Annotated in this window: 14 protein-coding genes; 2 read left to right on the top strand and 12 right to left on the bottom strand. The window is 62.1% G+C overall.

The annotated features are described in order from the left end of the window. Positions 1-12: 12 nt before the first annotated feature. From ACI2KA_RS15625 to ACI2KA_RS15570, 12 genes are all read right to left on the bottom strand, one after another. Positions 13-924 (bottom strand): ABC transporter substrate-binding protein, encoded by a 912-nt coding sequence (locus ACI2KA_RS15625; RefSeq protein ID WP_404503384.1) that lies wholly within the window; start codon positions 922-924, stop codon positions 13-15. Positions 925-1,020: 96 nt separating this feature from the next. Then, positions 1,021-1,905 carry a helix-turn-helix domain-containing protein gene (locus ACI2KA_RS15620; protein ID WP_404503383.1) on the bottom strand — a complete coding sequence of 295 codons (885 nt, stop codon included), beginning with the start codon at positions 1,903-1,905 and terminating at the stop codon, positions 1,021-1,023. A 376-nt stretch (positions 1,906-2,281) separates the two neighbouring features. Then, a complete protein-coding gene (locus ACI2KA_RS15615) occupies positions 2,282-3,334 on the bottom strand; it encodes an NAD(P)-dependent alcohol dehydrogenase (protein WP_404503382.1) in 1,053 nt (350 codons plus the stop codon). A 251-nt stretch (positions 3,335-3,585) separates the two neighbouring features. Then, complete coding sequence (locus ACI2KA_RS15610; protein WP_404503381.1) at positions 3,586-4,044, bottom strand: DUF1801 domain-containing protein; 459 nt, start codon at positions 4,042-4,044, stop codon at positions 3,586-3,588. Between the two features lie 257 nt (positions 4,045-4,301). Continuing rightward, a complete protein-coding gene (locus ACI2KA_RS15605) occupies positions 4,302-5,771 on the bottom strand; it encodes an ABC transporter permease (RefSeq protein ID WP_404503380.1) in 1,470 nt (489 codons plus the stop codon). Next, entirely contained in the window at positions 5,768-6,457 is a 690-nt protein-coding gene (locus ACI2KA_RS15600; protein WP_404503379.1) for an ABC transporter ATP-binding protein, read from the bottom strand. The genes ACI2KA_RS15605 and ACI2KA_RS15600 overlap by 4 nt, the downstream gene beginning before the upstream one ends. Positions 6,458-6,460: 3 nt before the next feature. Next, complete coding sequence (locus ACI2KA_RS15595; RefSeq protein WP_142858837.1) at positions 6,461-6,925, bottom strand: hypothetical protein; 465 nt, start codon at positions 6,923-6,925, stop codon at positions 6,461-6,463. A gap of 108 nt (positions 6,926-7,033) precedes the next feature. Further along, positions 7,034-8,788 carry an alkaline phosphatase gene (locus ACI2KA_RS15590; RefSeq protein WP_404503378.1) on the bottom strand — a complete coding sequence of 585 codons (1,755 nt, stop codon included), beginning with the start codon at positions 8,786-8,788 and terminating at the stop codon, positions 7,034-7,036. A 300-nt stretch (positions 8,789-9,088) separates the two neighbouring features. Next, positions 9,089-10,150, bottom strand: a complete 1,062-nt coding sequence (locus tag ACI2KA_RS15585; RefSeq protein WP_404503377.1) for an ABC transporter ATP-binding protein — start codon at positions 10,148-10,150, stop codon at positions 9,089-9,091. Then, positions 10,147-12,378, bottom strand: a complete 2,232-nt coding sequence (locus tag ACI2KA_RS15580) for an ABC transporter permease (RefSeq protein WP_404503376.1) — start codon at positions 12,376-12,378, stop codon at positions 10,147-10,149. The genes ACI2KA_RS15585 and ACI2KA_RS15580 overlap by 4 nt, the downstream gene beginning before the upstream one ends. Before the next feature lie 98 nt (positions 12,379-12,476). Then, entirely contained in the window at positions 12,477-13,502 is a 1,026-nt protein-coding gene (locus tag ACI2KA_RS15575) for an ABC transporter substrate-binding protein (RefSeq protein WP_404503375.1), read from the bottom strand. A 113-nt stretch (positions 13,503-13,615) separates the two neighbouring features. Then, the gene (locus ACI2KA_RS15570) at positions 13,616-14,614 is read right to left on the bottom strand and encodes an ABC transporter substrate-binding protein (protein WP_404503488.1); all 999 of its coding nucleotides are present in this window, start codon (positions 14,612-14,614) and stop codon (positions 13,616-13,618) included. Positions 14,615-14,854: 240 nt separating this feature from the next. Here ACI2KA_RS15570 and ACI2KA_RS15565 point away from each other — a divergent pair, with 240 nt between their 5' ends. Continuing rightward, positions 14,855-15,601 carry a response regulator transcription factor gene (locus ACI2KA_RS15565; RefSeq protein ID WP_052820575.1) on the top strand — a complete coding sequence of 249 codons (747 nt, stop codon included), beginning with the start codon at positions 14,855-14,857 and terminating at the stop codon, positions 15,599-15,601. After that, on the top strand, positions 15,598-17,700 hold the full coding sequence (locus tag ACI2KA_RS15560; RefSeq protein WP_404503374.1) for a nitrogen regulation protein NR(II): 2,103 nt from the start codon (positions 15,598-15,600) through the stop codon (positions 17,698-17,700). Before ACI2KA_RS15565 ends, ACI2KA_RS15560 begins: the two co-directional genes overlap by 4 nt. The last annotated feature ends 5 nt before the right edge of the window (positions 17,701-17,705 follow it).

The raw sequence follows: 17,705 nt of genomic DNA, 5'->3' as shown, positions 1-17,705 counted from the left end.
TGGGAGGAGTTCTTACCAGCTGAACTCGCCGGCGTTCTTGCTGTCGACGACCATGACGTCGATCGGGACTTCCTTCGGCACCACGCGTGCGCCCCACTTCTGGGCGAGCGCCATGGCAAGGCCGACACGCACCTGGTCACGCGGGAACTGCGCGGTGGTTTCGATGAAAGGACCACCATCGGCAATCGCCTTCACCGCTTCGGGAGCGCCGTCCACCGAGGTCAGCTTGATGTCCTTGCCGGAACCCTGGATTGCAGCGAGTGCGCCCATCGCACCGCCGTCATTCACCGAAAAGATGCCGGCGAGGTTCGGCCGCGACTGGATCATGTTTTCGACGACGCCGAGAGCAACGGAGCGGTCCTGGCGGCCGTTCTGCGTGTCAACGAGCTTGATCTCGGGGAATTCGGCAAGAGCCGCCTTGCAACCTTCGACACGCTGCAGGATCGGAACGACCGGAATACCGTCGAGGATGGCAACCTCGCCCTTGCCGCCAAGCGACGTGCCGAGATATTTGCACGACTGGTAACCCGCGTCGCGGTTCTTCGAACCGACGAAGGTGTCGACGGGACCGTTGGCGTTGGCGTCAACGGCAACGACAATCACGCCGGCAGACTTGGCAGCGTGAACGGCAGCTTCGATGCCGGCGCTGTCGGTCGGGTTCAGAAGCAGGATGTCGATCTTCTGCTGAAGCATGTCTTCAACGTCGGAAATCTGCTTTGCCACATCGTGACCGGCGTCGGTGACGATGACGTCGGCGCCGATGCTTGCGGCGGCTTCTTTCAGCGCTTCCTGCATCGATACGAAATAGGGGTTGTTGAGTTCCTGGAAGGTCATGCCGATCTTCAGCTTTTCCTGCGCCAGCGCCGGAGCGGCCATCATTGCAATTGCGGCTGTCGCCATCAGAAACCTGGATTTCATTTTCATCTCACTATTCCTCCCGTTTGGAAAGTTGGGGCAACAGGTGCCCGTTTCCGGACAGCCCTCTGTCCGAATTCTAAAAATCGGCGATGTGTCGCTGGTTTAATCCGCCATGACCGCTGCCTTCTGGGCCGCGAATATGGTCCGGAACCTCGACGGCGACATTCCCTTCAGTTTCAGGAAATGCCGGTTGAAATTCGAAAGGTTGGAAAAGCCCACATCGTAGCAGACCTCCGCCACCTTCACGTCCTGATCCGCCAAGAGCATCTGGCAGGCGAGATCGATGCGCAACTGATTGCGATAGCGCACCAGCGTCGTCCCGGTGTGGCGCTTGAAAGCGCGGGAAAAGGCGCTCTGGCTCTGGCCAACCATATCCGCCAGATCGATCTCCTCGACCTGTTCGGTCAGGTGCTGGCGCAGATGCGACAGAGCGCGGTTGATACCGCTGTCGCCGATACCGGTCAGGTCCAACTCGTAGCTCAGGCTTGCCAGCACTTCTGAAGACGGCGCGTTGACCAGCAGATCGAGAATTTCCCAGAAGAGCGCCAGACGCGTCAGCCCCTGCGCCTCAATCAGCCGCAGGATCAGCGGGCGAACCCGGTCGCTCGTCTCATCATCGAAGAGAATGCCGCGGCGGCTGCGATCCAGCAACGCGCGCACCACATCCATTTCAGCCATGGAGGTGCAGGCATCCTCGATAAAGCTCTCCGGAAACTGGATCACGAGAGAGCGTGTCGGCACGATCTCGTCCGGCTCGATCTCGCTGATCCAGTTCTGGGGGAGATTGGGACCGGTCATGATGAGCTGACCGGGGCCGAAGCGACCGACGAAATCACCGATGTAGAACGTGCCGGAGGTGGCGACGACGAGGTGAATTTCGTATTCGGGATGATAATGCCAGCGGACCGTGCGGAACGGATAGCCATGCCGCCAGGCGGCGAAGGATTCGCCCTTGCGGATGTGCACCAGTTCCAGATCGGGCTGCATCATAGGTCCTCCCATCAGTCGCGTCCGCCGCATTTGCGGAGCAGAGCCATTTCCTCTTCATGGCTCGTCCCAGGCGTTGATGAGGAGCATATGGCGTGGCGTGGCTGTGCTTCCACATCACGCCGAAGAAATTGCCGATACTTTTTTGACTCTTTTTTGCCGAGAATTGAAGAGTCGCCCACTAGGGCCGATCATAAACGCGGCGATGACGCCGATTTTTTTGCTCAATTTGGCGTGATGCGCTTAAACGATACTCAGTCAGCGGCAATATCTGGCGATTTTTTGGAGCGCGGCCCGCCTTCCATCGGCAGGCCACACTCATACTTTTCCGCAGCATATCTGCCGCTTATGCATCAGCGGCCCGTTTGACCGCCGCCTATTGCGGCATCAGAATTTGCAGCTTCACATCCGTTTCCCGCGCTTCGACTGCGCGATCAAAACCGGCGATGCTGTCTTCGAAGGGGATGGTCGCGGAAATCAGCGGCTTGAGGTCGACCTTGCCGGATGCGATGAGGGCCACCGCCCGGTCATAGACATTGGCATAGCGGAAAACCGTTTCCACCCGAAGTTCCTTGGCCTGCAGGCCGACAATATCGACCGGAACCGGATCGACCGGCATGCCGACGAGCACGATCGCACCGCCGGGGCGCGCCAGTTTCGCCATGCCGAGCACGGCGGGTGCAGCGCCCGAGCATTCGAAGACGACATCGCAGCCCCAGCCGTCCGTCGCGGCGGCCACGGCTTCGGCAAGGTTGCGCTCGCGGATGTTGACCGTTTCAATGCCCTCATAGGAAGCGATGATATCGAGTTTCGGCTGGGCGAGATCGGCAACGATGACCTTTGCACAACCACCCGCAAGTGCGGCCAGCGCCACCATCATGCCGATGGGGCCGGCACCCGTGACGACGGCGATGTCGCCGGGCTGAATGCGTGCGCGAAGTGCCGCCTGCATGCCGATGGCGAAAGGCTCGACCATCGCTCCTTCGGCAAAGGAGACATTGTCCGGCAGCTTGTAGGTGAAGGCTGCGGGGTGGATGACCTCGGGCGTCAGGCAGCCATGGATCGGCGGCGTCGCCCAGAAGCGGACGGCGGGATCGACATTGTAGATGCCGAGCTTGGAGGCGCGCGATGTCGGATCGGGAATGCCCGGCTCCATGCAGACGCGGTCACCGGCCTTCAGATGCGTCACCTCGGCACCGGTCGCAATCACCGTGCCCGACGCCTCATGGCCCAGCACCATGGGCGCGTTGACGACGAAATGGCCGATCTTGCCATGGGTATAATAATGAACGTCCGAGCCGCAGATGCCGACCGTGTGAGTGCGGATGCGCACATCCTTCGGTCCGAGTTCGCCCGGCCCGAATTCGCCGGGAATATCGAAATCCCTAAGCGAGAGCTTTCCCTTTTTTTCCAGCACCAGTGCCTTCATCTCATCCTCCGTGGTTCGCGATACGCCTGACAGCGACGTCAACGAGCGTGATGGCGCGCAACTTCGGCAAAAGTAAACAGAAATCCACCAGATCGTCCGGTTTTTCCTCGCACGGGAAAAACTGTATCGAGACGCCTGCGATTTCTCATCACTGACGGGGTCGGCTGGCCTTTGGGGAGCGGGGTTTGAAGCGTGATTCGCCGCGTGAGCCGGGACGCCCAGGTGCCGCAAGCCTGGCGAGCCGAGCCGTTCTAGAGCCTCTCGCCCGGCAGCCGGCTTGCCTGCTTCACCCAGTCGGCAAACTGAGCCTCGTCAAAAACGCCCTCATGAATATCGAGGTAACGAACCTTGGGATGTTTCGACGTGCCGGGCGGCAAAGGCTGCAACGATGCGCCATTAAGGAAGGTGACTTTGATATATTTGGTAAAGCAGTGAAGGCTGAGGAACCAGAGATCGTCCTCCATGCCGTAAAAGGGCGAGTTCCACTTTACCGCCTTGCGCACGCCGGGCACGAGGCTTTCAATCAGCGCGTTGATACGCGCTCCGGCCGGGCTTTTCCAACCCGGCATGGCGGCGATATAGGCCTGCACCGGCGCGTTGCCATAAGCTTTGGCAATCTGGGGGTTACCGCCCGAAAGAAGCTTCGGCGCGTCAGCGGACAGATCGTCCCCCGCTATTTGAACGGCCTTGTCCGGCACCTTTTCAACCATCCCGGTTTCCTCCGATTATCCGGCGTCATGAGGTTGTCCCACGCCTCTGTACAAGCCTGCCATAAAAAGCGATCACGGTAAAAAAAATATATTTTATATGCCTCCCTCGCTTGCCCCCGGGATACATCGCCGGAGGCGGAATATCCGCCGACAAACCCTGATTTCGGCAGCCGACTAAAACGCAGGTCAAGTGCAGCGGCCAGGCAGGCTGGCGGGCCAATTCCAACCGTGATGCGACAAGAGTGCCTGTCGTGGTTTCAGGCGCGCAGGGCGGCTGCGGGAGACTGGCGATAGGCGAGCAGCGCCGGTATCGCCGCCAGAACGGCAGCAAAACTCAGCAAAAAGACTGCAAGACGCAGATCCTCGCCGGTAAAGCCAACGGGCAGGATCACGCCGCTTCTTGCAGTAAAAAGCTGCGCGCCGATATGGGCCGCCCCCAATCCGAGCAGAAAACCGATGCCGACACCAAGCGCCACCAGAAAGAAAAGCTCCAGCCAGACAATGGCGAAAACCGAGCTGCGGGGCGCCCCGAATGCCCGCAACGCGCCGATCTGCCGACGCCGTTGCCCGATATGGATCACCGTCACCAGCATCAGCGCCGCCGCCACCAGCCCCTGAGACCCGGCCGCAACCGCGCTCAGCACCGTCTTGGCATCGCCAAGCGTGGCATAAAGGCCGGTGAGGACCTCGCCGGGGAAAACGCCAAGCGTATTGCCGCTGCGATATTCCTGCCTGAGGCGATAGGCATCGGCAATCGTCTTCGGCTTGACGAGAATGGCCGGCAACCCGGGCAGGTCCTCGCCGAACGTCTCCACGATCGGCGCATCGGCATCGATGCCGCCATGATGATCGGCCTCGGCATGGCCCGAAGAAACATCGGAAACCGGAGCCTCATCCTGCCCCTGCTGCGTCCCGGTCCGGGCAGCGGCGTGGTCGTGGCCCGCCTCCCCTTCCGAGTGCGTGTCGCCCTCCTCGTGATGCCCGCCATCTCCATGGGCTTGGACTTGGACTTGGACTTTGACTTGGGCCTGGGCTTGGGCGTGATCGGCCTCCTGGTGGCCGCCGCCATGCGCATCCGCATGGTCCACGCCTTCTTCCTCCCCGTGATCGTGACCATGGTTCTGCCCAAGACCATGGACGTGCCACACCGCCTGGATCGGCACCAGAATGGCGCGATCCCAGGGCGTTCCGGTCGGCTGCAGCCTGCCGACGACCGTATAGGCGATTTCGGTGTGGGTGTGGCCGCCAGTCTCGGTGGTGCCATGCATCGGCTTGATCTCGGCGCCCATGGAGAGATTGACGGCGGCACCGAGGACGGCTTCGCCTTCCAGCGCGAAGATCCTGCCCTCGGTAAAACCGGTTGTCGTGTTGCCGACAAGGCTCGTCGTCGTGCCGACGATGGGATAGCCGGAAAAGGAATCGCCGAAACCGACCGGCGCGGCCCAGGCGACGCGCGGATCGGCGGCAAGTCTGGTGAGGACGGCGCCGTCCACGAGCGGCAGCGGCGCCGCCTGCAGAAAGACGGACGAGAGGATCAACTGGGTTTCGCTGCCGGCGGCGCCGACAACGAGATCGAACTTATCGGCGGCGCGGGCGCTGCCGAGGCGCAGCGACCGTTCCTGCAGCGTGACCGCCACACCGAGCGCGGTGGCCAGCGCCACCAGGAGGACCACGACCGCGCCGCCCAGCCACAGCCGGCGCAGATCGGCAAGAATGAAACCGATCATGCCGCAATCTCCTTCCGCTCGCTATCGGCGACGATACGGCCGCCGCTGAGGGTCAGGCGCCGGTCGAGACGGCCGACAAGATGCTGGTCGTGGCTGGCGACAATCAATGTGCTGCCAGTGCTGGCGGCAACCGAAAGCAGCAGATCGCCGACGGCCTCGCCGCTGTCGAGATCGAGGCTCGCGGTCGGTTCGTCGGCGATGATGACGCCGGGGCTGCGCAGCAGCGCGCGAGCGATGGCAACCCGCTGCATTTCACCCCGCGACATGGTTTCGACGTGCTGCCCGGGGCGTTTGAGGCCGACCGTCGCAAACAGGGATTGTGCGCGCTTTATGAGGTCTGCATTGGCCACACGCGACAGGCGGGCCGGCAGCAGGATGTTGTCCAGCGCGGACAGGCCGGGAAAGAGATGAAATTCCTGCATGACGAGACCGATATTTTCGGCCCGCCAACGGTCACGGCGGCCTTCGGGAAGAGCCGCGATATTCGTGTCCTGCCAGACGACGCGGCCGGCCGCGACACGTTCAAGGCCGGCTATGATGTTGATGAGGGTGCTCTTGCCAGAGCCGGAACCGCCCGTCAGCGCCACGCGGCTTCCGGCGGCGATTTCCAATTGGTCGATAACCAGCACCGGCGTCGCCAGGCCGGGAAAGGATACGGCGAGATTGTCTATCGTCAGAGGCAGCATGTCTCAAACCGTCGCGTATTCTGCCTGGCGGATGCGCAGCAGGCTGACGAAGCCGGTATCCGGATCGGTCCAGGAACCCGTTTCCAGCGTGCCGCGTACTTCGATCGTCTGGCTGGGCTGGGTAAAGGTCTGTTTCTCGCCGAGATAGACAACGACGATATTGTCCGGCCAGTCGGAATCGGTTGAGCAGAACGGGCAGATCGACATCGGTATTTCGGTCAGAACGAAAAACTGCGCTTCGGCCTTCAGCGGCGGCGCCATGAAGCCGCGCATGGCGACCTCCTTGCCGTTCAGCTGCTTGACCTTTTCGGAAAATTCCAGCCCGAGGACGCTGACCTTGCCATAAAGCTCGTCAAAGGTGAGGTCGCTTTTCGCCTGCGCGCGCGTGCCGGCGGCCAGCAGCGGCAGACCGGCGATGAGACCCAGGGTCTGGCGACGGCTGAACCACGCCTGATCAGGCTTGCCCATGACCATTCTCCTTCTTGAAAGGCCTCGCATCGTCAGCCTTGGCCGGCAATGCGAGGCCGGAAACCGGCAGGGACACACCGCACAGTGCGCCCCTGCCCCGTTCAGTTTTTAGTTGGTCTGCTTTGCGCCGAGCGCGAGGGCTTCTGCGAGACCCTTGTAGACATCACTCTGTTCCATGTAGCCGCGGAAACCTTCGGCGCCCGGACCTTCGGCCTGCAGCACGACATCGTCGACCGCATGCACGCCACTGTCCGAACTCTTCGGAATGATGCCGGTGACGAGAACGGCGCCGGGAACATCCTTGTACTGTTCGTTGGCGATATATTCCTTCTTTTCGTTCTGGATGGCCGGTGCGAAGGGGCCGTCGAGCTTCGGGCGGAAGGTCTCGTAGTGATCCGGGCCGTTATTGGCGTTCAGGAACAGGCGACGCGAGACGTCGACCCTGTCCGGATAACCGTCGCCGTCCTTGTCCTCATAGTTCGGGAAGCCGGCTTCGGCATAGGTGCCGACCTTTTCGCGCATGTCCGTGCCGGGCTTGTCGTCATCGACGGTGCCGATGATGGAAACGCCATGCGTATGGTCGCCGGTGACGATGATCAGCGTATCGGGGTTCCTGGCTGCGAATTCGCGGGCGACGCCGATGGCCTTGTCGAATTCGATCGTGTCGATAACGGCGCGATCCCAGTCGAGCGGGTGGGACATCTTGTCGACATTGGCCGCTTCAACCATCAGGAAGAAACCGTCCGGGTTCTTCGACAGGCTGTCGAGCGCAACCTTGGTCATGTCGACGAGACCCGGCTGATCCGGGAACTTGCCCGTGGTGCCCTTCTTCAGGAACTCGCGGTCCAGCGTGGTGTCCATGTTGCCGGTGTGGAACAGGCCGAGAATCTTGCCGGTATTGGTGCCGGCCGCCGCGGCCAGTTCCGCCTTGCTGGTAGCCAGCGTATAGCCTGCGTCCTTGAACAGGGCGATATAGTCCTTGTCGTCCTTGCGCTTGGAACCGGCGGTGGACTGCGGCAGGAAATAAGCGGAACCGCCGCCGAGCAGCACATCCGGCTTCACGTCGAACAGCATGCCGTTGATTTCCGCCTTGTCGCCACGCTTGCGGGTGTGGGCAACGACGGCAGCCGGCGTCGCATCCTGCACTTCGGCGGTGGAAATGATGCCGATCGACTTTTTGGTCTGGCGGCGCAGCGCTTCCGCAAGCGTTTCCACCTTGGGATCGTCCAGCGACGCCGGGGTACGGTCGGCATAAACGCCGATGGCGTTCACGGCGGTCTTGTGACCGGTCATGTAAGCCGACATGGTGTTGGCGCTGTCGGTGGCGACGGCATCGGTGGCGGAAGTGCCGATAAAGGCGACCGGCGGCACATCGTCCATATTGAGACGGCCATTGGCCTTGCCCTCGGTCATGCCCTTGGACATGATGCGGGCGGCCGTACGGTGGGCAACCGACAGGCCGTCGGCGATCAGGAAGATGACATTCTTGGCCTTCGCCTGGTCCGGCGTGCCATAGACGGTCCAGGTCACGCTCTTGGTTTCGGAACCGGCCGAAACTTCAACCTTGTAATCACCGGCATCGGCGAGCGAAACGCCACGCAAAATGACGGCAGAACCAAGAACTTTGTCCTTGTTCTTTTCTTCGGCAACGAACTCGGCATCCTTGCCGAGCAGAGCCTTGTAATCTTTTCCGTTGACGGTGATCCTGACGTCTTCCGGCTTTACGACGGCGTCGAATTCAGCCTTGAAATCAAACGGCGAACCGGCCAGGATCGTCGCACGATCAAGCGGATAGACCTCGGCAGCCTGAACGGCGCCGGCGAGAAAGGTCGTAGCGACCAAAGCAGCAATAATTCCGCGCATATTCCCCTCACGAGACATGTGAAAACCACAATCTCTCCTAAGCCCGCGATATGACAGTTACATGACTTGTAGACGGCCATATTCTGAAAGCGGGTGTCGGCGGAATTTTGCTGGGATGCGTTGAGCACGTCATGTCCCTTCGGTTGCCGGGCGGCGCAAGCCGATCCTGTGACAAGCGTTCCTGTCCCGGTCCCGTGGCGAATACCCTTCGCCCGCCTGTTGATAAGCACGCTTCGGCGGCCTGTCATGGGCAGCACGCAACAGGCGGGCTCGGGTTTGCGTCGGCTTGCAGCCCCGCAATCAGGCCTGGATCAGGGCAATGCCACGGTTCCTGAACCCCAGCGTCACGTCGCTTGCCGGCGGCAGGCCGGTATCGGCCGTATGATCCACGATGAACAGGGTGCCGATATCGGTCTCCACCTCATATTCCACGTGACCGCCGAGATAGGCGCTGTGCAGAACCCGGCCGGCAAGCCCATGGCCGCCCGGCTGGCCGATGGAGATCGAGCCCGGGCGGACCGCAAGCTTTGCCGGACCGGGCTTGGCTCCGCCCGCCTGCACACGATGAGCGATACCACCGACGCGGATCAGCGCTTCCGGTCCATCAAGGCCGACCACCTCACAGGCGACGACATTCGCCTCGCCCATGAAATCGGCGATGAAGGCGGAGGCCGGGGCCTCGTAAAGATCGCGCGGCGCACCCGACTGGGCAATCTCGCCATCCTTCATCACGATGATCCGGTCGGAAACCGCCAGCGCCTCGTCCTGGTCATGCGTGACATAAACGGCGGTGAAACCCAGCCGCTGCTGCAATTCGCGGATTTCGGTGCGCACCCGGCGGCGAAGGCGGGCATCGAGGTTGGAAAGCGGCTCATCGAGCAGCAGCACCTGCGGCTCCAGCACCAGGGCGCGGGCGACCGCCACGCGCTGCTGCTGGCCGCCGGAAAGTTCGGCGGGCAGGCGATGGCCCATGCCGGCGAGACCAACGAGCTTCAATCCTTCCTCCGCCTTTTCCCGCGCTTCCGCCTTGCGCAGGCCGGAGGACTGCAGGCCGTAGGCGACATTGTCGAGCGCCGTCATGTGCGGGAAAAGCGCATAGGACTGGAAGACCATCGAGACATCGCGCTCATTGGCCGGCAGCATCGTTACATCCTGATCGCCGATAAGGATGCGTCCCGAGGTCGGGTGTTCGAGACCCGCGAGCATGCGCAGCGTCGTCGTCTTGCCGCAGCCGGAGGGACCGAGCAGGGTGACCAGCGTGCCGGGTTCGATGGTGAGCGACAGGTCGGCAATGGCGGTGAAGGCGCCGAAGGTCTTGCGGACATTCTGAAAGGTGACGGAGCCGGGCTTTACGGAAATCATGCGGTTTTCTCCTGGGCAAGAGGAACGGAGGAAGCGGAGGGCAGGCCGGCGACGCGGTTTTCACGCCGCAGGCGACGCTCGCCGACTATGAGCTGGAAGCCGGTAATGACGGTGATCATCACCACGATCAGCATGGAGGAATAGGCGATCGCCACCCCATATTCGCCGTTTTCGACGAGGCCGACGATATAGGAGGTCGCCATGTTGTATTCGGCGCTGACGAGGAAGATGACGGCGCTGATGGAGGTGATGGCGCGCACGAAGGAATAGACCAGCGCGGCCGTGATCGCAGGCCTCAAGAGCGGCAGGATGACCTTGCGGATGGTGCGGAAACTATTGGCCCGCAACGTCAGCGAGGCCTCGTCGAGGCTCTTGTCGAGCTGGCTCATCGCCGCAATGCCGCCGCGCACGCCGACCGGCATGTTGCGGAAGACGAAGCAGGCGATCAGTATCAGCGCCGAGCCCGTCATTTCCACGGGCGGCAGGTTGAAGGCCATGATATAGCTGACGCCGATGACCGTGCCGGGGATGGCAAAGCTCATCATCAGCGCGAATTCGAAGAGGTTCCGGCCGGCGAATTTCTGCCGCACGATGATGTAGGCGGTCAGAAGGCCGACGGCAGCGGTGAGCGGCGCCGAAACCAGCGCGATCTTCATCGTCGTCCAGAACGAGTTCCAGGCCACGCCGGTCCAGGCGATTGAGCCATTGGAGAAGCTGACGGAAAAGGCGCGGACGTAATGGTCGAAGGTCAGGGAATTGTCGAGACCCCAGGTCTTTACGAAACCGCCGACAAGGATCATGCCATAAACGACGATGGTGAAGACCATCCACGGCACGACGACAGCGTGAACGCCGATGGACAGGCCGCGCGGAAGCGCGATATGCGCGCCGCTGTCGCCCTTGCCCGTCACCGTGGCGAAATTCTTGCCTGACAGCCAGAGGCGCTGGGCCAGGAAGGCCGAAAGCGTGAAGCACAGCAGGATGATCGCCAGGACCGCGGCGCGGGACGGATCGTTCTGCGAGCCGACGACGGCGAAGAAGATTTCCGTCGACAAGACGCCGTGGGTGCCGCCAAGGACGAGAGGATTGCCGAAATCCGCCATGCTCTCGATGAAACCGATCAGAAAGGCATTGGCGAGACCGGGTTTCATCAGCGGCAGCGATACCCGCCAGAAGGTGCGCCAGCGGTCGGCGCGCAGCGTCTGCGAAGCCTCTTCCATCGACGGGCTGACACCTTCGACCACGCCGATCAGCACCAGAAACGAGATGGGCGTGAAAGAAAGGACCTGCGCGATCCAGATGCCGGTCATGCCGTAAAGCCAGCGACCCGGTTCAATACCGAAGAGATAGGAAAGCCATTCGGTGACGACACCGGCGCGGCCGAACAGCAGCGTCAGCGCAAGGCCGATGACGAAAGGCGGCGTGATGATCGGCAGAACGGTGAGAAGTCGCAGGCCTTTCTTGAAAGGAAAGCGGGTACGGGTGGCGATCAGCGCAAAGCCGAGACCGAGCACGGTGGAGCCGAAGGCGGTCATCAGGGCCAGAAACAATGTGCGCCAGGCGACGCCGCAACGCTCTTCACCCGTGACGCAACCGAGGCTCCAGATGCCGGGATCCTGAATATTGCGGATGAAGCCATCGGCATTGAAGGAGCCGTCGAAATCCTGAACGGAGGCGACCAGCATGCTGCCGATCGGGTAGAAGACAAAAACCGTGACGAGGAAAACCAGAACGGAAATGGCGCCAACGACGAAGGCATCACCCTTCATGATGCCGCGTTCGGCAAGCCCGAAGGCGAAAAGAAGCACGAAGACGAACGACAGGACGACGGCGCCGGCACCCATCGAAGGCTGGCCATCGGCAAGCAGGCCGAAGAGGTTTTCGCTCACCGTCCAGCTCCAGCCGCTAAAGCCGATGGCCAGCCCCTGCAAGGCGAGGAAAACGAGACCGGCAGCACCGATGAAGGCAAGCAACCCGCCCCGGCGCATCGGATCAGGCATCGGCCGGACAAGGCATGCGGCGAGGAAGAAAAGAACGATGCCGACAAGCCATGGTTTTCCATAGGACAGTATCTGCAGCAAACCCGGCGCAGTGCTGGCGGTGGAGAAAAACCCGGACAGCCAGCGGAAGCTGAAAAAGCCGCCTTCGATGCGATACCAGGGGAGAAGTATGAGGGCAAACGCCCCGAGCGCCAGGACGATGTCCAGCCTGCGATTGCCACGTGTCATGGCCGACCTCGCTTGTTTCATGCCGATGAAAGAGTGGCGGACACCCCGGCTTAAAAAGCCGGGATGCCTGTCGCCGGAGTGAAGATCAGTCGTTCAGATCAGTTGGCGACCGCACCGACCTCGCGGTCCCAGCGCTCCAGCAGCGCCTTGCGCTTGGCCGGGTCGCCATAGGTCTTGAAGTCGTAGTCGATGAGCTTGATGTCCTCGAACTTCGGCGCTTCCTTCGGCACTTCCGCCGTCTTGTTGGAGGGAAGCTGGAAGGACTTGGCGTCCTTCATGCGTGATTGGACTTCCGGCTTCAGCGCCCAGTCGTACCAGGTCTTGGCATTGTCGAGGTTGCGGGCACCGTTGATGATCGACATGGAGCCGATCTCGTAACCCGTGCCTTCGCAAGGCGCGATGGACTTGACCGGGAAGCCTTCCGCCGTCTGCGCCACCGCATCATGCATGAAGACGATGCCGAGCGCCGTTTCGCCACGCGCCGCCGCCTTGACCGGTGCGGAACCCGACTTGGTATATTGCGAGATATTGGCGTTGAGCTTCTTCAGATAGTCGATCGCCTGATCCTCGCCCATGATCTGCACGAGCGATGCCAGCGCCGTATAGGCGGTGCCGGAGGAATTCGGATTGGCGATCTGGATTTCACCCTTCAGTTCCGGCGCCAGCAGGTCGGCCCAGCACTTCGGTTCCTTGTAACCCTTGGACTTGAAGATTTCGGTGTTGTAGCCCCAGCCCAGCGCACCGGCATAAACGCCGACCGTCCTGTAACCGGTGCTTTCCGCCTGTTTCACGGCCCAGTCCTGCAGCTGGTCGAGCATCGGCGACTTATATTCCAGCGTCAGGTTTTCCGAAGCCGCCTGCATATGCGGATCGCCGGTGCCGGCCCACCAGATATCGGTCTTCGGGTTGCGGGATTCCGCGCGCACCTTGGCATAGGTCTCGCCCGATGACAGGCGCACCATGTTGACCTTGATGTCGTGCGACTTTTCAAAATCGCCCTTCATCTGTTCGCAGATGACGACATCGGCCGAGCAGATCAGGTTGAGTTCGCCCGCCGCCTGCGCGGAAACGGCGCTGAGTGCCGTGCCGGCAAAAAGCAGGGTGGAAAGGATCGTCAGTCGCATGGTTATCCTCCTGTAGCTTGCGTCTGAATTCTTGGGCGGCGCGCGGACATGGCGCGGCCGGTCGCGGCACCTTGCGGCGCGCGCGCTGTCTTTTGGAATGTCGGTTTCTGGCCCTACTGGGTCTGGCTCGGGCGGATTTCGCTGTCGAAGCGGCTCAATAACCGACTTCGCTCCTCAGGTTGTCCGAAGGTGGCGAAATCATAGTCCACCATCTTGATCATCGATATGTCCGGCGCCGTCAGCGGCAATGTCGCCCGGGCGTTGGAGGGCACCTGGTTCTGGCCGGCGGCAGCACCGGTCGCCTGCCCTTGCGGGCTCAGCGCAAATTCCACGAAGGCCTGCGCAAGGGCCGTATTGCGGTTGCCCTTGACGATGCTGACCGCCCCGATCTCGTAACCGGTGCCTTCGCAGGGGGCGACGATGACCAGCGGAAACCCTTCGCTCTTCTGGGTCACGGCATCATGCATGAAGGAAATCCCGATCAGGACCTCGCCCCGCGCCGCCGCCTTGACGGGCGCCGCACCCACCTTGGTATAGCCGACGACATTCTGGTTCAGCTTCGCCATGAAACCGAAGGCCTCCTCCTCGCCAAACAGCTGGACCAGCGTGGCGAGCATGGTGAAGGCCGTACCGGAATAGTTAGGATTGCCGGTCAGGATGTGGCCGCGATAAATGTCCTTCGCGAGATCCTTCCAGCAGGTGGGAGCCGGCAGATTGTTTCTGGCGAGCAGTTCCGAATTATAGGCAAACCCCAGCGCTCCCGCATAAATGCCGGCGGACCTTGATCCGGACATGGCATAAAAATTCTGCGCCCAGGGCAACAGATCCTGTGGATGCAGCGGCCGATACTCGTCCAGCAGCCCTTCCGAGCCGGCCTGCAGATGCGTATCGCCGGTGCCGCCCCACCAGACGTCGACTGTCGGGTGGGATCGTTCCGCGCGAATCTGGTCGAGGATTTCACCGGTGCTCTTGCGGACCATCGAAATCTCAAGGCCGGTCTTTGCCTCGAAAGCCCGCTGCATGGCCACGCACCAGGCCTCGTCGACGCCGCACAGGACGTTCAACTTAGGCTCGGCCATGCCATGCCCTGCGCCGCACAGCCATAAAGCCATGCTCGCCGCAAGTGCGGTCAATCGTTTCACTTGAAGCCTCCCTGCCTGGAACCTCCCCGTTCCAGCCTCCACCAACAGCATGTCACATTCGGCCCGGACCGCAATCGAAGAATGGTTACCAATCTTTCACCGCACCGCCGAACAAGATTACAGATATTACAATTATGACAGGGGAGATAACCAGCGAGCCTTTGAAGATCGCCGCAGCCGCGCCTATGATGGTGGCGGGAGGAAGATGCAGTGCTTAATCAGAAGGTTCGCATTCTGATCGTCGAGGACGATCCTGATATGGCCGAGCTTATCTCGGACCTCGTCGAGGCCGAGGGCTGGCTGCCCACCTGCGCCCGCTCCGCCGAGGAAGCGGACGAGATACTGGCGCGGGACAGGATGCAGCTGGTGCTCGTTGACCATAATCTGCCCGGCACATCCGGCCGCACCTTCGCCCAGCGGCTGCGCAGCAAGGTCGATAGCGACATCGGCATCGTCATGGTCACGGCCGCCGGCAGCGCCGCCGACCGGGTGCTCGGTCTGGAAACGGCGGCCGACGATTATGTAGTCAAACCCTTCGAACCCATCGAACTGACCGCACGGATCAAGGCGGTTCTGCGCCGGACGATCCCCTCGCTGAAACAGGAGAAGGACAGCGAACGTGATCACGGCCGCACGGCGCTGCGCCTCGGCGACTGGGCGATCGATCTCGACGCCCGCCGGGCCGTCTGCCTCGCGGATCGCAGCCGCACCTTGACCAGCGCCGAATTCGCGCTGCTGGAAATTCTCGCCGAAACACCCAACCAGCCCGTCAGCCGCTCGCAGATCCTCGATCGGCTGGGTTCGGAAAGCGACCGCTATATCGACCGTAACGTCGATGTGCTGGTGCTGCGGCTCAGGCGCAAGATCGAGATAAACCCCGATCTGCCGCGCCATATCAAGACGCGGCGCGGCAAGGGTTATGTGCTCCACACTGATGAGGGCGAGCTTTCCCCGTGATCAGCCGTTCCTTCCTTTCCTCGATTGCCTTTCGCCTGCCCTTTGCGATCGTCTTTACCTGTATCCTCGTCTTCAGCCTGTCGGCCATCGCCATCTATGGCCTGCAGCGTGCCCGCGATGAAATGGCGGCCTATGGCTTGCAGGCCTTTTCCAGTCTCGCCAAGGCGTCGCTGGTCTCGCGGCAGGTCTCCGATCTCGTCTCCAGCGCGCCGTTCCTGATGAATGCCGCCTCGCCCTATCGCGTTTCCAGCGAAAGCCGCTCCGTGGTCCAGCAGGTTGATCTGCTGCTGGAGATGACCGGGCCGGGCAGCGGCGAGCGGGCCGCACGCGGTTTTGCGAGCGAACGCATCGTCGAACTGCTCCAGCTCATCCGGGCGCAGACGCTCGATCTCGCCAAGGATGCCGATGCCGCGCAGGCGCACAAGGCGGAAGCGGCGGCGGCACTCGGCGAAATCGCCACCGGTCGCGGCATTGCCGACCCGGAACTGCGCCGGCGGATGAACGGCATCGTGCAGGCCGCATCCGCATCCGACAGTCTTTTCCAGCTGGGCGAACTGCGCCGCCGTTACGTGGCCGAAACCACGGCCCGCCAGCAGGGTTATCCCGGCGAGCGACTGCCTCTGGCCGAAATGCAGCCCTATGAGCGGGTCTTTGCGGCCCAGAGCCGTTATCTCCTGGAGATGTTTGCCATCCGCGCCTCGGTATCGCGGCTTCACACCGTGTCGCGCGATCTTTCCCATGTCACGGAAACCCAGGGCGATGCGGTTGCCCGCAGCCTGAACGAAGACCTGATCTCCACCTCCGATGCCCTCAGCCGCCTGCTGGTCATCGTGGCCGTGGCCTCGCTTCTGGTCCTGGTGGTGGCGATCTTCTCGATCCGCTCCGTCATGCGGGTGTCGCGCGGGATCGCGGCGCTTTCCAACGGCATGAATGCCCTCGCCAAGGGAGAGAAGGATGTCGGTCCGCCCTCCTATAGCGGCTCGGAAACGGAGCTGATCCGCCTGCTTGACGCATTCCGCGCCTTCCATGACAGCGTCGACCGCGTCTCGCGCCTCAGGCGCACGGCGGAAGCGGCGGCCCGCACCATCCGCTCGACCTTCCGCAACATGAATGAGGGGATAGCGCTGTTCGATCCGACCGGCCGGCCGATCACCATGAACCGCCGCATCATCGAACTTGTCGGACGCTCCGGCTCGTCGCGAAAATTGCCGATCCGCCGGTTTGTCCAGCCGATCCCGGAAATCGACCCGGCGCTGTTGCCTTTCGACGGCGGCCATGGCGACCTGCTGGAGCGCGCCGTGGTGCGCCATCGCACCGGCGACCAGCGGGTCATCGAAATATCGATGTCGCGCCAGCCGGATGGCGGCATCGTGCTGCTTGCCCGCGATGTCACCGCGCTCGACCGGCAGGAGGCGGAAGCGGTGAAAGCACAGCGGCTGGACGGCATCATGCGCATGACACATCAGGTCAGCCACGAGGTGGGCAACATGATCGGCATCATCACCGGCAGTCTCGGCCTCCTGGAACGGGAGGCGGGCTTCAACGACCGCCAGAACCGGCACATCGCCCGCATCCGCAAGGCGGCGGATCGCGGCCGGTCTCTCGCCAGCAGCATGCTGACCATAGGCAGCCAGCAGCCGATCCATCCAAGCTCAATCAATGTCGCCAACCTGCTGCGCGGCATGGCCGATATCCTCGAAATCGCCGTCGGCCCGAAATGCCGGATCGCGCTCGACCTCGACGACAATCTTCCCGCCATCCCGCTCGACCCCGCCCTCTTCGAGCAGTCCATCCTCAATCTGTGCCTCAATGCCGCAGCCGCCATGCCAGACGGCGGCCTGATCTCGATCACGGCGGCGACCGTGAAAGACGCTCTGATGATCGCGGTTACCGACGAAGGCATCGGCATGACGCCGGAGGCGGTGGACAAGGCATTCGAGCCTTATTTCACCACGCGCGGGGAGCACGGCGGTGCGGGGCTTGGCCTTGCAATGGTCTATGGCTTTGTCCGCCAGAGCGGCGGCGAAGCGCATATCGACTCCACGCCGGGCAAAGGTTCGAGGGTGCAGCTTATCTTTCCGCTCACAGCCGCCGGATGAGACAA

This window comes from Agrobacterium sp. NPDC089420 (assembly GCF_044900305.1).
Lineage (GTDB): Bacteria > Pseudomonadota > Alphaproteobacteria > Rhizobiales > Rhizobiaceae > Agrobacterium.
The sequence above is the reverse complement of the archived record's forward strand: the minus strand, read 5'-3'. Positions and strand labels throughout refer to the sequence as shown.